Raw genomic sequence first — 12,874 nt, 5'->3', positions numbered from 1 at the left:
ACTGTCAGTGTGCAGGGGCCCGCAGAGGGCCACCGCCAGACCAGGAGGAACGATGGCGATGGACCGCGACTTCAGCGGTGTGCGCTTCCTCACCGTGGCCGAGGTGGCCACGATGATGCGCGTGTCGAAGATGACGGTGTACCGCCTCGTGCACTCGGGGGAGATGCCCGCCGTGCGCGTGGGCCGCTCGTTCCGGGTCCCGGAGACGGCCGTCGACCAGTACCTGGCCCACTCCTTCGTGGAGACCGAGGCGATGTGACCCCCTGCCGGCGGTGGGTGCTCACCCGGCCGGTGGTCGGTAGTCTGGGCGCCAGGAGCACCAGCCGGCAGCGCGCACCGCTGCCCCGAGGGATCTGAGGGACGATGGGTTCTGTCATCAAGAAGCGCCGCAAGCGGATGGCCAAGAAGAAGCACCGCAAGCTGCTGCGCAAGACGCGTCACCAGCGCCGCAACAAGAAGTAGGCGCCCCAGCTGCAGACCCGCACCGCGAGCTCGCGGTGCGGGTCTCGTGCTGTCCGGGCGCGGCCGCGCCGGCGACTAGCCTCTCCGGGTGATGCAGGAGCGCGTGGTGCTGTACGGCCGGGTGGGGTGCCACCTGTGCGAGGTCGCCCGGGAGCAGGTCCGGCGGGCGTGCGCCGCCGCCGGCGCCTCGTGGCGCGAGCAGGACGTCGACGCCGACCCCGAGCTCGTGGCCCGCTACAGCGACCTGGTCCCCGTGGTCACCGTGGACGGGCGCCACCACGCCCACTGGCGCATCGACGAGGCGGAGCTGCGGGCAGCGCTCGACGCGCGCTGACTTTGTTCTGCCGTTCACAAGTGCCTAGGCTGGGCTGTCCGCGCCACCGCGCACGGGCTGCCACTGGTGCGTCGGGTCCGCAGACGGTTCAGCGCACAGGACGCACCAGTAGTACCAGCACCGCCGCCGCCGCCAGCAGGAGCCCTGCCACACCGTGACCACCCCGCACGCCGCTCCGCCGCTGCGCACCCAGCGCGACGGCACCCGGGGCGTCCCCGACGCCACCGTGGCACGGCTCCCCGTCTACCTGCGGGTGCTGACCGGGATGGGTGAGCGCGGCGTCGCCACCGTCTCGAGCGAGGAGCTGGCGCTGCTCGCCGGCGTCGGCTCGGCGACCCTCCGCAAGGACCTGTCCCACCTGGGCAGCTACGGGGTCCGCGGCGTCGGGTACGACGTGGCCACCCTGGTCCAGCACGTCGGCCGCTGCCTCGGCCTGGCCGAGGAGTGGCCCGTGGTCATCGTCGGCGTCGGCAGCCTGGGCCACGCGCTGGCCAACTTCAGCGGGTTCGCCCCGCGCGGCACCCGCGTGGTGGCCCTGCTCGACGCCGACCCGGCCGTGGTCGGCGAGCGGGTGGCCGGGCTCGAGGTGCTCCCCGCCGACAGCGTCGGAGCCGTCGTCGCCGAGCACGGCGTGCGCATCGCGGTGCTCGCGGTCCCCGCCCGTGCAGCGCAGAGCGCCTGCGACGCCGTCGTGGCCGCCGGGATCACCAGCGTGCTGTCGTTCGCCCCGGTGGAGCTGCACGTCCCCGCGGGCGTCGAGCTGCGCAGCGTCGACCTCTCCACCGAGCTGGCGATCCTCGCCTTCCGCGAGCGCCGCCGCGCTGCGGCCGGGGCCGAGGGGCCGCCGGTGCTCGAGGTCGCCGCGCCCGAGCGGGCGGGGGCGTCCCGGTGAGCCTGCTCGTGGTGGGCCTGTCGCACCGCACCGCCCCCATCGCCCTGCTGGAGCGGGCCGCGCTGGACGCCGACGGCGCCCGCGAGCTGGCCCGCGAGCTGTGCGGGGGCGCCGTGGAGGAGGCCGCCGTGCTGGCCACCTGCAACCGGGTCGAGGTCTACGCCGAGGTGAGCGCCTTCCACACCGGGGTGCACGACCTCTCTGCCGCGCTGGCCGACCGGATGGGCCTGCCCCTGGCCGACCTGGGCGAGTCGCTCGTCTTCGCCTTCGGCGACCGCGCCGTCGAGCACCTCTTCTCGGTGGCCTCCGGCCTGCAGTCGATGGCGCTGGGCGAGTCCCAGGTGCTCGGCCAGGTCCGCGCCGCCCTGCGCCGCGGCCAGGAGGACGGCACGGTCGGCCGCGTCCTGGACCCGCTGGTCCAGCGCGCCCTGCGCGTGGGCAAGCGCGTCCACAGCGAGACCGGGCTCGACCGCGCCGGCCGGTCGCTGGTCGAGGCCGCCCTCGACGGCGCCGAGCAGGTCGTCGGGCCGCTGGCGCAGGCCCGTGCGCTGGTCATCGGGGCCGGCTCGATGAGCGCCCTGGCCGCCACGACCCTGCACCGCCTCGGCCTGGGCTCCATCGCCGTCGCCAACCGCACCCCCGCCCGCGCCGAGCGCCTCGCCGGCGCCGTCGGCGGCACGTGGCTGGGCCTGGAGGAGCCGGGCGCGCTGCGCGCGGCCCTCGCCGAGGCCGACGTCGTCGTCTCGTGCACCGGCGCGGTTGGCGCCGTGGTCGACGCCGAGCTGCTGTCGGCCGCCCGCGGCGACCGCGCCGCCACCTGGCCCGGCCCCCTGGGGGCGGCGCCGCAGCTGGTGGTCGACCTCGCCCTGCCCCACGACGTCGACCCGGCCGCCGGCGAGCTGCCGGGCGTCGAGCTGGTGGGCCTGGACGCGCTGCGCCGCCGCCTCGCCCCCGCCGCCGAGGTCCCGGAGGCCGAGGCCCCGGTGATCCCGGCGGCTCCGGCGGCTGGCGCGGACGGACTGGCCGGCGTCGCGGTGAGCCTGCGCGCCGCGCGCGCGGTGGTGGCCGGGGAGGTCTCCGGCTACCTCGCCGAGCAGCGCGCGGCGTCGGTGGCCCCCACGGTCGCGGCGCTGCGCTCCCTGGCCCGCGAGGTCGTCGAGAGCGAGGTCGCGCGCCTGCGCGGCCGCCTCGGCCCGGACGCCGACCCCCGGCTGGTGGCCGAGGCCGAGCTGGCGGTCCACCGCGTCACCGAGAAGCTGCTGCACACCCCGACCGTGCGCGTGAAGGCGCTGGCCGCCGACGGCGCCCACGGCGACGGGTACGCCGCGGCGCTGCGCGCGCTGTTCGACCTGGGCGGTCCCGCCGACGCCGCGCCGGAGGCCCTCGACGGCGGCAGCGTGGCGCTGCCGGTGGCCACCGCGTCGACCGCGACCACCGGTGTGGGCAGCGTGGCCGACGTCCTGCGCGCCGGTGCCGGGGCCTCCCACGAGCGGAGCGAGCTGTGAGCGGCGCCCCCGCCCTGCGGCTGGGCACCCGGCGCAGCCTGCTGGCGCGCACCCAGTCCGAGCACGTGGCCGCCGCGCTGCGCGAGCGCACCGGGCGCGAGGTCGAGCTGGTCGAGGTCACGACCCACGGCGACGTCTCCCGGGTGCCGCTGACGGCCATGGCCGCCGCGGGCACCGGCGTCTTCGTCTCCGCGCTGCGCGACGCGCTGCTCGAGGGGCGCGTCGACCTCGCCGTCCACTCCCTCAAGGACCTGCCCACGGCCCCGGCCGAGGGCTTGGTCGTGGCCGCCGTGCCGCCCCGGGAGGACCCGCGCGACGTGCTCGTGGCCCGTGACGGCCTGCGCCTGTCCGAGCTGCCCGAGGGGGCGCGCGTGGGCACCGGCTCACCGCGCCGCGCTGCGCAGCTGCGGGCCGCCCGCCCCGACCTGCAGGTCGTGGACGTGCGCGGCAACGTCGACACCCGCCTGCGCCTGGTCTCCGACGGCGAGGTCGACGCCGTGGTCCTGGCCCGCGCCGGCCTGGTCCGCCTCGGCCGCGCCGACGAGGTGACCGAGGTGCTCGAGCCCGGCACCATGCTGCCCGCCCCCGGGCAGGGCGCCCTGGCGGTCGAGTGCCGGGCCGACGACGACGCCGTCCGCAGCGCCTGCGCCCTCCTGGACGACGCGCCCACCCGCGCGGCCGTCGAGGCCGAGCGCTCGCTGCTGGCGGCCCTCGAGGCGGGCTGCGCCGCCCCGCTCGGCGCGCTCGCCCTCGTCGACGCCGGTGGCGAGCTGCAGCTGCGCGCGCTGGTGGCCTCCCTCGACGGCTCCGCCACCGCGGAGCGGTCCGGGCGGGGCCCGCTGGCGGCGGCCGCCGAGACCGGACGCCGCGTGGCGGCCGACCTCCTGGCCTCGGGCTCGCCCGCCCTCGGCCCCCTGGCCACCTCCGGCCCCACCCCCCACGACACCCCTGACGCCAGCCCTGACGCCAGCCCCGCCCCACCCCTCGACCCCGCCCACCCCCCGATCGCTCACGAGACGGCGGCCCCCGTGCCGCCGGAGAGGGTGCACCCGTGACCCCGCCCACCGCCGCTCCTGCACTCGCAGGGGCCTCCTCCGACGCGGTGACCACCGCGCCGGACGTCGCCGCGACGACCGCTCCCGCCGCTGTCCCCGCCGCTGCGACCCCCTCCGCGCCCGCCCCGACCCCCTCGCAGCCCGCCGCGCCGTCGGTGGCCTTCGTGGGCGCCGGTCCCGGTGACCCGGGCCTGCTGACCCTGCGCGCCGCCGAGCTGCTGGCCGCCGCCGACGTGGTCGTCGTCGACCGCGGGGCCGAGGCCAGCGCCACGGGCGCCTCCGACGCGGCCGCGCTCGCCGCCGTCCAGCGCCACTGCCGCGCGGACGTCGACCTCGTCGAGACCGCCCCCGCCGACGGCGGCGCCCCCCTGACCGGTGCCGCCCGGGCCAAGCTGGCCCTGGCCCCCGCCCGCGCCGGGCGCCGGGTCGTGCGCCTGTTCTCCGGCGACGCCGCCAGCTCGCCCCAGCTCGCCGACGAGCTCGCCGCCGCCCGCCGCGCGGGTGCGGCCGTCGAGGTCGTCCCGGGCGTCTCGGTGGCCACCGCCGTGCCGCTGTACGCGGGCATCGCGACCGCCACCGCCCGCTGCAGCGACGTGCACGTGCTCGACGCGGCCCTGGGCGAGGCGGCCGTCGACGCCGTCAGCTCCGTGCCCGGCACCGTGGTCATCACCGGTACCGCCGAGGAGGTCGTCGGCGCCGCCAAGGCGCTCGTGGCCGCCGGCCGCTCCGGCTCCCTGGAGGTGGCCGTCACCTCCGGGGGGACCACCACGTCCCAGCGCACCGTGGGCGCGACGCTGACCTCCCTGCCCGACGTCCTGGCCGCCGAGGGCGAGCACCTGCCCGAGCCGCTGGTCGCGGTGCTGGGCCCGGGCACGTCCAAGCGCGACAAGCTGGCCTGGTTCGAGTCGCGGCCGCTGTTCGGCTGGCGGGTGCTGGTGCCGCGCACGCAGGCGCAGTCCAGCACCACCGTCGAGCGGCTGGCCGCCGCGGGCGCCGTCAGCGAGGTCGTCCCGACCATCGCCGTCGAGCCGCCCCGCAGCCCCCACCAGATGGAGAAGGCCGTCCGCGGCCTGGTCACCGGCCGCTACGAGTGGGTCGGCTTCACCTCCGTCAACGCCGTGCGCGCCGTCAAGGACAAGTTCGCCGAGTACGGCCTGGACGCCCGCGCGTTCTCCGGGCTGAAGGTCGCCGCGGTCGGCGGCGTCACCGCGGCCGAGCTGCGCGCCTGGGGCATCGAGCCCGACCTGGTGCCGGAGGGCGAGCAGTCCGCTGCCGGCCTGCTGGCCGAGTGGCCCCCCTACGACGAGGTCCTCGACCCGATCGACCGCGTCTTCCTGCCCCGCGCCGACATCGCCACCGACACCCTGGTCGAGGGCCTGCAGCAGGCGGGGTGGCAGGTCGACGACGTCACGGCCTACCGCACCGTCCGGGCCGCCCCGCCGCCCGCGCCGGTGCGCGACGCCATCAAGACCGGCGCGTTCGACGCCGTCGTCTTCACGTCCTCCTCGACGGTGCGCAACCTCGTCGGCATCGCCGGCAAGCCGCACCCGAGCACGGTGGTGGCCTGCATCGGCCCGGCGACCTGTGCCACGGCCACCGAGCTGGGCCTGCGCGTCGACGTGCAGGCCGAGCACGCCAGCACGGCCGCCCTGGTCGACGCCCTCGCCGCCTACGGCGCGCAGCTGCGCACCCAGGCGGAGGAGGCCGGCGAGCCGGTGCTGCGTCCCAGCGAGCGCCGCGGCGGCGCCCGCAGGCGGCGCTGAGTGCCGTTCCCGGCTGAGCGGCCGCGGCGCCTGCGCTCGACGCCGGCGCTGCGGTCGCTGACCGCCCAGGAGCACCTCGCGCCGCAGCGCCTGGTGCTCCCGGTGTTCGTCAAGGAGGGGCTGAGCGCGCCGTCCCCCATGCAGTCGATGCCGGGTGTGGTCCAGCACTCGCTCGGCTCGCTGGTGGAGGCGGCCCACGAGGCCGTCGAGGCGGGCGTCGGCGGGATCATGGTCTTCGGCGTCCCGCAGGTGCGCGACGCGCGCGGCTCGGGCGCCGACGACCCCGACGGCATCCTCAACACCGCGCTGCGGGCGCTCGACGGGGCCGTCGGCGAGCGCTGCGTGGTCATGGCCGACCTCTGCCTCGACGAGTTCACCGACCACGGGCACTGCGGCGTGCTCGACGCCGCGGGCCGCGTCGACAACGACGCGACGCTGGAGCGCTACGCCGCGATGGCGCTGGCGCAGGCCGAGGCCGGGGCCGCCCTGCTGGGCCTCAGCGGGATGATGGACGGGCAGACCGGCGTCGTCCGCGCGGCGCTCGACGCCGCCGGCCGCTCCGACGTCGTGCTGCTGGCGTACGCCGCGAAGTACGCGTCGGCGTTCTACGGACCCTTCCGCGAGGCCGTCGAGTCGACGCTCCAGGGAGACCGGCGCTCGTACCAGATGGACCCGGGCAACCGCCGCGAGGCGCTGCGCGAGGTCCGCCTCGACGTGGCCGAGGGCGCCGACGTGGTGATGGTCAAGCCGGCGCTGCCCTACCTCGACGTGCTCAGCGACGTGGTGGCGTCGGTCGACGTGCCCGTGTGGGCCTACCAGGTGTCCGGCGAGTACGCGATGGTCGAGGCCGCGGCGGCCGCGGGGATGATCGACAGGGAGCGGGCCGTGCTCGAGTCCCTGACGGCCATCCAGCGGGCGGGCGCGATGGCCACCCTCACCTACTGGGCCACGGAGGTCGCAGACCTGCTCCGCCGGGGCTGACCCGAGTTGAGCGGAAGCCGCTCAACTCGGGTTTGACGCACTCCCGCCACGGGTACCACCGGGACGGCACCGCAGGTGGTGCCCGCAGGCCGCAGCGGCCTGCGTCCCCGGTGAGGAGGATCCCGTGACCGTCATGCAGTTCGACCCCTTCGGCGACCCCTTCCGCCAGCTCGACCGGATGGCTCAGCAGCTGGTCAGCGGCGCCCGCACGCCCCTGCGCATGCCGATGGACGTCTGGAAGGACGAGGCCGGCTACCACGTCGAGCTCGACCTGCCCGGCGTCGACCCGAGCAGCGTCGACGTGACCACCGAGCGCAGCGCCATCACCGTCCGCGCCGAGCGCTCCACGCGCGCCGCCGGCTCGCGGGAGGTGCTCGTCGCGGAGCGGCCGCACGGGTCGTTCGTGCGCCAGCTCCAGATCGGTGACGGCCTCGACGCCAGCGGCGTGAGCGCCGACTACCGCGACGGCGTGCTGCACCTGCTGGTCCCCGTGGCGCCCTCGGCCCAGCCGCGGCGCGTCCAGGTGTCTCGCTCCGACCGCGGTGACCACCACGAGGCGGCCACCGGGGCGGAGCAGGGCCGCGAGGCCGTCAGCGCCTCGTGACGGGCTGAGGCCCGGTCCCGGCTGCGCCTGACGACCGAGCGCGAGCCACGCCGTCAGGCGTAGTCGGGGCCGCCGGTCACGCCGAAGAACTCCTCCAGCGTCGCGGCGCCCGCCGCTGTCATGGCGGCGACCAGCTCGACGCCGACCCAGCGGAAGTGCCACGGCTCGGGGTTGTAGCCGGTGACGGCCTGGTCGGCCTCGGTGTAGCGCAGCAGCCAGCCGTGCCGACCGGCGTGCTCGGCGAGCCACAGGCCCTCGTCGGTCTGGCCGAAGCTCGGGCTCAGCGTGGCGTTCCCCGCCACGGAGGAGAAGTCGACGGCGAGCCCCGTCTGGTGCTCGCTGTACCCGGCGCGGGCGCTGTACCGGTCGGCGCCCGCCTGGCCGTTGCGGCTCACGGAGCGCCGGTGCACGTCCTCCTGGTAGTCGCGGCTGCGGAAGCCGCTGACGAGGGTGAGCGAGACGCCGTCGTCGCGGCTCCGGGCGAGCAGGGCCTCCAGGTCGGGGGCGGCGGCCGCGCTCACGACCTCGCCGGCGACCTTCGTCAGCTGCGCCGGGGCGTAGTCGGCGGGGGTGATGGGGTGGGTCTTGTTGACCACCACCCAGGGGCTCGTGGCGTCGGTGGTGGAGTGCGCCGACCGGTCGAAGGTCGGCGTCGGCGCGGGGGTGCTGGCCGCAGGCGTCGACGGAGCCGGTGACGGCGCCGCCGGGGACGCCGCCGACGGCGCGCTGCTGGGCAGCCTCGCGGCCATGAGCGCCTCCGCCTGCGGAGCGGTGCTGGAGGGCAGCCGCAGGCCGGCGCCGGAGGTGGCGGCGAGCGCCCCGGCGACCCAGGCGGCGCCGGCGACCAGCGCTCCGCGCCGCGTGACGGGGGAGGGGGCGCGGTGCCGGCTCACGGTCGGACCCCCTCCGGGACGCTCACAGCGGCACCCCGGTGCTGGAGCTGCCCCTCCGAGGGTAGGTGAGGCGGGCTCTGCGCGTCCCCCGCGCACCCGACGCGGGGTGCCGTCACAGGCCGAGGTCGTCGGCGAGGGCTTCGACGGTGGCGGCCGCGAAGGCGTCCGCCGGGTCGAAGGTGTTCGCCAGCTGGCCGAAGACCTCGCTGCTCACGAGGCCGAGCAGCGCCGTCCACGCGCGCGCCCCCGCGACCACCACCTCCGGCGCCGCCCGGCCGGCCGGGCCGTCGCCGGCGGCGGCCGTGACGCGGGCGGCCTGCTCCGCCAGGGCGGCGGAGACCGGACGGCGGGGTGCCGGGTCCGCGTCCGCGAGCACGTGCAGGAGCGCCAGCGGCGCCCGGGACCCGGCGGCGGTGGTGCGGCTGTCGCCCCGGTACCCCGGCACGGGCGAGCCGTGGACCAGGGCGTACTCGTGCGGGTGCTCCAGCGCCCACGAGCGCAGCGCGGTGCAGGCCGCCGTGAACCGCTCGCGCGGCGTGCGCCCGGGCGCCGTCGGCCGCGCCGCCGCCTCGACGGCGGCGCCGGCGCTGTCGTAGGCCTCGACGATGAGGGCCGTGAGCAGGTCGTCGCGCGTGGCGAAGTACCGGTACACGGCAGAGGAGGCCAGGCCGAGCTCGCGGGCCACGGCGCGCACGGACAGGGCGGCGGCCCCGACCTCGGCCAGCTGGCGGCGCGCCGCGGAGAGGATCTCGGCGGTCAGCTCGCGGCGGGCGCGCTCGCGCGCGGTGGTGGTGGCGGACGCGGTGCTCATGGTCCGTCCATGGTCGCACGCGCAAGAGCGCCAGACCGCAACGAGAGCAGTGCTCTTGTGCGAACCTGCCCGCGGTGCGATGCTCGACCCATGGCGAGATCAGCGCTCTCGAACGAGTCCGGTGCTCACGGCGGCGAGGGGCGCCTGCGGTACGTCGCGCCGGGGTGGGTCACGGCGCACCTCCTCAACCCCGTGGTGGCGCGGATGACGCGGTGGGGGCTGCCGCTGGCCGGCTCGCGGGTGCTGGCGGTGCGCGGCCGCACCAGCGGCGAGTGGCGCACGACGCCGGTCAACCCCCTCGACCTCGGCGGCGAGCGGTACCTCGTGGCGCCGCGCGGCACCACGCAGTGGGTGCGCAACCTCCGCGTCGCCGGGAGGGGTGAGCTGCGGTCCGGGCGGCGCAGCGAGGCGTTCGGCGCGGTCGAGCTCCCGGCCGCGGAGGCGGTGCCGGTGCTCCGCGCCTACCTGCGCCGCTGGGCGTGGGAGGTGGGCGCCTTCTTCGACGGCGTCGGTGCCGGCGCCTCCGACGAGGAGCTGCTCGCGGCGGCGCCGAAGCACCCGGTCTTCCGGCTCGTCGGCGTGGCCTGAGCCGCGAGGCGCGGTGGCGCTGCGGCGGGAGCGCAGGAGGCCCGCCCCCGGGGTCGGGGGCGGGCCTCCTGGTGCGCCGGCGCGCGCCGGCTCGGGCGGGGTGGGGCTCAGGCCTGCTTGATGGCCGAGATGTCGAGGGAGATCTTGATCTTCTCGCTCACGAGCACGCCACCGGTCTCGAGGGCGGCGTTCCAGGTGAGGCCGAAGTCCTTGCGGTTGATCTCGGTCTCGGCGGAGAAGCCGGCGCGGGAGTTGCCGAACGGGTCGGTGGCCACGCCCTCGGCGGTGACGTCCAGGGTCACCGGCTTGGTCACGCCGTGCAGGGAGAGCTCGCCGTCGACGGTCCAGCCGTCACCGGTCGGGGCCACCGAGGTGGAGCGGAAGGTCATGGTGGGGAACTGCTCGACGTCGAAGAAGTCGGCGCTGCGCAGGTGGCCGTCGCGGTCGGCGCTGCGGGTGTCGACGCTGGCGACGGCGATCTCGGCCGTCACGGAGATGAGGCTCGCGTCGTCGTCGAGGACGACGGTGCCCGAGACGTCGGAGAAGCTGCCGCGCACCTTGGTGACCATCGCGTGGCGGGCGGTGAAGCCGACCTCGGAGTGGGAGGGGTCGACGGTGTAGGTGCCGGCGACGAGACCGGCGGGGAGCGTGGTGGTCATGGTTCCTCCAGGGTGGTGCGGGATGCGGTGCGCCCCCACTGTGACGCATAATGGTTCAACATTCAACATTGTTCCCCCGAGGAGTGGTGACCGTGTCCGCAGCCGAGCCCGCGCCCCCACCACGCGCTGGCTGGACGCCGACGAGCAGCGGGTCTGGCGCCTGTACCTCGAGGCCACCCAGCTCCTGGTCCGGCGCCTGGGCAGCGAGCTCGACGAGTCCGAGCACGACCTGTCGATGGCCGAGTACGAGCTCCTGGTCCGCCTCTCCGAGGCCCCGGACTGGTCGCTGCGCATGTCCGACCTCGCGGACGACCTCGTGCACTCCCGCAGCCGGCTCACCCACGCCATCTCCCGGCTGGAGCAGCGCGGCCTGGTCCAGCGGCGCTCCTGCCCGGAGGACCGGCGCGGCGTGCTGGCCGTCATGACGCAGGCGGGCTTCGACGCCCTGGAGGCCGCGGCGCCCCTGCACGTCGCGGGGGTGCGTGAGCACCTGTTCGACCAGCTGCCCGCCGGGGACGTCGCGGCCCTGGGCCGCATCTGCGGCCGCCTGGCCGAGCACCTGCGCTGAGGCGCCGGCGCGCCGGCCAGCGGGTCAGCGGGTCAGCGGGTCAGCGGGTCAGCGGGTCAGCGGGTCAGCGGGTCAGCGGGTCAGCCGACGGTCGTCCCGAACAGCAGCCCCAGCAGGTAGGTGGCCGCCGCGGCGCCGAGCCCGATGGCCAGCTGGCGCAGGGCACGGGGGAGCAGCGGGGCGCCCGACAGCACGCCCACCACGGCCCCGGTGGCCAGCAGCGCCAGCGACACCAGCACGAGGGCCACGCCCAGCGCCGCCCACTCGGTGAGGCCCAGGAGGAAGGGCAGCACCGGCACGAGCGCGCCGCTGGCGAAGAAGCAGAACGACGACGACGCCGCGGACCACGCGCTGCCGACCACGTCGTCGCCGTCGTCGGGACCCGCGCCGCCCCCGGCTGCGGACCCCGCCCGGCCGGTCGCGTCGGCGGGGAGGCCGGCCAGCTGCTCGTCGGCGTGCCGCTGGGCCTCCTGGGGGGCCATGCCCCGCGCCCGGTAGACCAGCGCCAGCTCGTTCGCGTCGACGTCGAGCGCGCGCACCACCGACGGCGCGTGCGCCGCCGGAGCGGACGCGGCGATCAGCTCGCGCTGGGAGCGGACCGACACGTACTCCCCGGCGCCCATCGACAGCGCCCCGGCGAGCAGGCCGGACACGCCCGTCAGCAGGACGGCGCCGCTGCCCACCCCCGCACCGGCGACCCCCAGCACCAGCGCCAGGTTCGACACGAGGCCGTCGTTGGCGCCGAAGACGGCGGCGCGGAAGGTGCCCGAGACGCGGGCGCGGCCCCGGGCGGCCAGCCCGCGGACCACCTCGCCGTGCACCGCCTCGTCCGCGGCCATCGCCTCGGTCGCGTCGGGCTCTCGCCCGTAGGTCGAGCGCGCCTCGGCCTGCTGGGCGAGGGCCAGCACGAAGACCGATCCGATCCGCAGGGCCAGCAGCGCCAGGAGCCGAAGCCCCAGCCCGGGCCGGCTGGGGCGCGCCGGGGCACCCGTCCGCTCCTCGAGGAGCGCGGCCCAGTGCGCGGCGTGGCGGCCCTCCGCCTCGGCCAGCGCGAGCAGCACCTCGCGCTCCTCCCCGGAGCGGCGCGCTGCGAGCCGGCGGTACACGCGGGCCTCGTAGAGCTCGTCGGCGAGGTGGCGCCGCCAGCGCCGCACCTGCGCGGAGGTGGCGGGCGGGCGGGGTGCGTCGGCCACGGGTCCTCCGGGTGGTGCGCTGCGGGCGCGCTCACAGTACGGCCGGCCGTGCCGCTCCCCGGGCCGGTGCCGTGATCGGCTCAAGTCGCGGGCGGGGGAGCCGATGTCATGGGCAACGGAAATGATCTCCCCCCGCTGCTCGACCAGGAGGACCATGGCGCTCCGCCGCCCCCGTGCCACCGCCGACGACGTGTCGGAGGTCCAGCAGGCGCGCGCCGACGTGGCCGCCGTCACCGCGGTGGTCCAGGCGCTGTCCCGCGCCACGTCGGTCACGACGGCGGTCGACAGCGCGCTCGCCGTCGTCCGCGACCGCTTCGGCTGGGCCTACGGCTCCTACTGGCGGGTCGACACCAGCGGTCGCGAGCCGGTGCTGCGCTTCGCCCAGGAGTCGGGCGCCGTCGGCGACGAGTTCCGGAAGGTGACCGCGGAGGCCAGCTTCACCCGGGGCACCGGGCTGTGCGGCCGCGCCTGGGCGGGTGAGGACGTCGTGTTCGTCCCCGACCTCGGCGAGGTCACCGACTGCGTGCGGGCCCCCGTCGCGCAGCGCGCGGGGGTGCGCTCCGCCA

At 77.0% G+C, this 12,874-nt stretch carries 15 protein-coding genes and 1 pseudogene; 12 read left to right on the top strand and 4 right to left on the bottom strand.

All coding sequences use genetic code 11. From position 1 onward, the window contains the following. The first annotated feature begins 52 nt into the window (after positions 1-52). From F1641_RS08675 to F1641_RS08635, 9 genes are all read left to right on the top strand, one after another. Positions 53-259, top strand: coding sequence for a helix-turn-helix domain-containing protein (locus F1641_RS08675; protein WP_139710215.1), 207 nt, complete (start codon positions 53-55; stop codon positions 257-259). 104 nt (positions 260-363) lie between these two features. Next, positions 364-462: a 30S ribosomal protein bS22 gene (locus tag F1641_RS08670; RefSeq protein WP_003792170.1), complete on the top strand. Its 99-nt coding sequence runs from the start codon at positions 364-366 to the stop codon at positions 460-462. A gap of 91 nt (positions 463-553) precedes the next feature. Continuing rightward, positions 554-796 (top strand): glutaredoxin family protein, encoded by a 243-nt coding sequence (locus F1641_RS08665; RefSeq protein WP_194905038.1) that lies wholly within the window; start codon positions 554-556, stop codon positions 794-796. Positions 797-950: 154 nt separating this feature from the next. Then, entirely contained in the window at positions 951-1,688 is a 738-nt protein-coding gene (locus F1641_RS08660; protein ID WP_309225486.1) for a redox-sensing transcriptional repressor Rex, read from the top strand. Further along, the gene (locus F1641_RS08655) at positions 1,685-3,193 is read left to right on the top strand and encodes a glutamyl-tRNA reductase (protein WP_194904465.1); all 1,509 of its coding nucleotides are present in this window, start codon (positions 1,685-1,687) and stop codon (positions 3,191-3,193) included. Before F1641_RS08660 ends, F1641_RS08655 begins: the two co-directional genes overlap by 4 nt. Further along, a complete protein-coding gene (gene hemC, locus F1641_RS08650) occupies positions 3,190-4,248 on the top strand; it encodes a hydroxymethylbilane synthase (RefSeq protein ID WP_309225485.1) in 1,059 nt (352 codons plus the stop codon). The genes F1641_RS08655 and hemC overlap by 4 nt, the downstream gene beginning before the upstream one ends. Then, on the top strand, positions 4,245-6,011 hold the full coding sequence (locus tag F1641_RS23095; RefSeq protein WP_309225484.1) for a uroporphyrinogen-III synthase: 1,767 nt from the start codon (positions 4,245-4,247) through the stop codon (positions 6,009-6,011). The genes hemC and F1641_RS23095 overlap by 4 nt, the downstream gene beginning before the upstream one ends. Continuing rightward, positions 6,012-6,992 (top strand): porphobilinogen synthase, encoded by a 981-nt coding sequence (hemB, locus tag F1641_RS08640; RefSeq protein ID WP_194904463.1) that lies wholly within the window; start codon positions 6,012-6,014, stop codon positions 6,990-6,992. A gap of 133 nt (positions 6,993-7,125) precedes the next feature. Further along, a complete protein-coding gene (locus F1641_RS08635) occupies positions 7,126-7,596 on the top strand; it encodes an Hsp20/alpha crystallin family protein (protein WP_194905031.1) in 471 nt (156 codons plus the stop codon). A 53-nt stretch (positions 7,597-7,649) separates the two neighbouring features. Here the strand turns inward: F1641_RS08635 and F1641_RS08630 are convergent, their stop codons facing one another. Continuing rightward, positions 7,650-8,489 (bottom strand): M15 family metallopeptidase, encoded by an 840-nt coding sequence (locus F1641_RS08630; RefSeq protein ID WP_194904461.1) that lies wholly within the window; start codon positions 8,487-8,489, stop codon positions 7,650-7,652. A gap of 112 nt (positions 8,490-8,601) precedes the next feature. Further along, positions 8,602-9,300, bottom strand: coding sequence for a TetR/AcrR family transcriptional regulator (locus F1641_RS08625; RefSeq protein ID WP_194904459.1), 699 nt, complete (start codon positions 9,298-9,300; stop codon positions 8,602-8,604). 90 nt (positions 9,301-9,390) lie between these two features. Between F1641_RS08625 and F1641_RS08620 the strand changes: the two genes are divergently transcribed. Continuing rightward, positions 9,391-9,888: a nitroreductase/quinone reductase family protein gene (locus F1641_RS08620; protein WP_194904457.1), complete on the top strand. Its 498-nt coding sequence runs from the start codon at positions 9,391-9,393 to the stop codon at positions 9,886-9,888. 107 nt (positions 9,889-9,995) lie between these two features. On the opposite strand, the gene F1641_RS08615 is transcribed toward F1641_RS08620, so the two are convergent. Next, positions 9,996-10,547, bottom strand: coding sequence for a YceI family protein (locus F1641_RS08615; protein WP_194904455.1), 552 nt, complete (start codon positions 10,545-10,547; stop codon positions 9,996-9,998). Between the two features lie 40 nt (positions 10,548-10,587). Here F1641_RS08615 and F1641_RS23090 point away from each other — a divergent pair, with 40 nt between their 5' ends. After that, a complete protein-coding gene (locus tag F1641_RS23090; RefSeq protein ID WP_206690784.1) occupies positions 10,588-11,115 on the top strand; it encodes a MarR family transcriptional regulator in 528 nt (175 codons plus the stop codon). 80 nt (positions 11,116-11,195) lie between these two features. On the opposite strand, the gene F1641_RS08605 is transcribed toward F1641_RS23090, so the two are convergent. Next, a complete protein-coding gene (locus tag F1641_RS08605) occupies positions 11,196-12,308 on the bottom strand; it encodes a VIT1/CCC1 family protein (RefSeq protein ID WP_206690783.1) in 1,113 nt (370 codons plus the stop codon). Positions 12,309-12,411: 103 nt separating this feature from the next. Between F1641_RS08605 and F1641_RS23085 the strand changes: the two are divergent. After that, a pseudogene (locus F1641_RS23085) lies at positions 12,412-12,873 on the top strand (GAF domain-containing protein); the annotation flags it as partial. Position 12,874: the final 1 nt, after the last annotated feature.

This window comes from Quadrisphaera sp. INWT6, assembly GCF_015390235.1.
Lineage (GTDB): Bacteria > Actinomycetota > Actinomycetes > Actinomycetales > Quadrisphaeraceae > Quadrisphaera.
Note: the sequence above shows the minus strand (reverse complement) of the source record. Positions and strands in the feature narration are given on the sequence as shown.

Coding starts and splice junctions, on each gene's coding strand:
- F1641_RS08675 (WP_139710215.1), top strand. CDS start 53: ATGGCGATGGACCGCGACTTCAGCGGTGTGCGCTTCCTCACCGTGGCC.
- F1641_RS08670 (WP_003792170.1), top strand. CDS start 364: ATGGGTTCTGTCATCAAGAAGCGCCGCAAGCGGATGGCCAAGAAGAAG.
- F1641_RS08665 (WP_194905038.1), top strand. CDS start 554: ATGCAGGAGCGCGTGGTGCTGTACGGCCGGGTGGGGTGCCACCTGTGC.
- F1641_RS08635 (WP_194905031.1), top strand. CDS start 7,126: ATGCAGTTCGACCCCTTCGGCGACCCCTTCCGCCAGCTCGACCGGATG.
- F1641_RS08625 (WP_194904459.1), bottom strand. CDS start 9,300: ATGAGCACCGCGTCCGCCACCACCACCGCGCGCGAGCGCGCCCGCCGC.
- F1641_RS08620 (WP_194904457.1), top strand. CDS start 9,391: ATGGCGAGATCAGCGCTCTCGAACGAGTCCGGTGCTCACGGCGGCGAG.
- F1641_RS08615 (WP_194904455.1), bottom strand. CDS start 10,547: ATGACCACCACGCTCCCCGCCGGTCTCGTCGCCGGCACCTACACCGTC.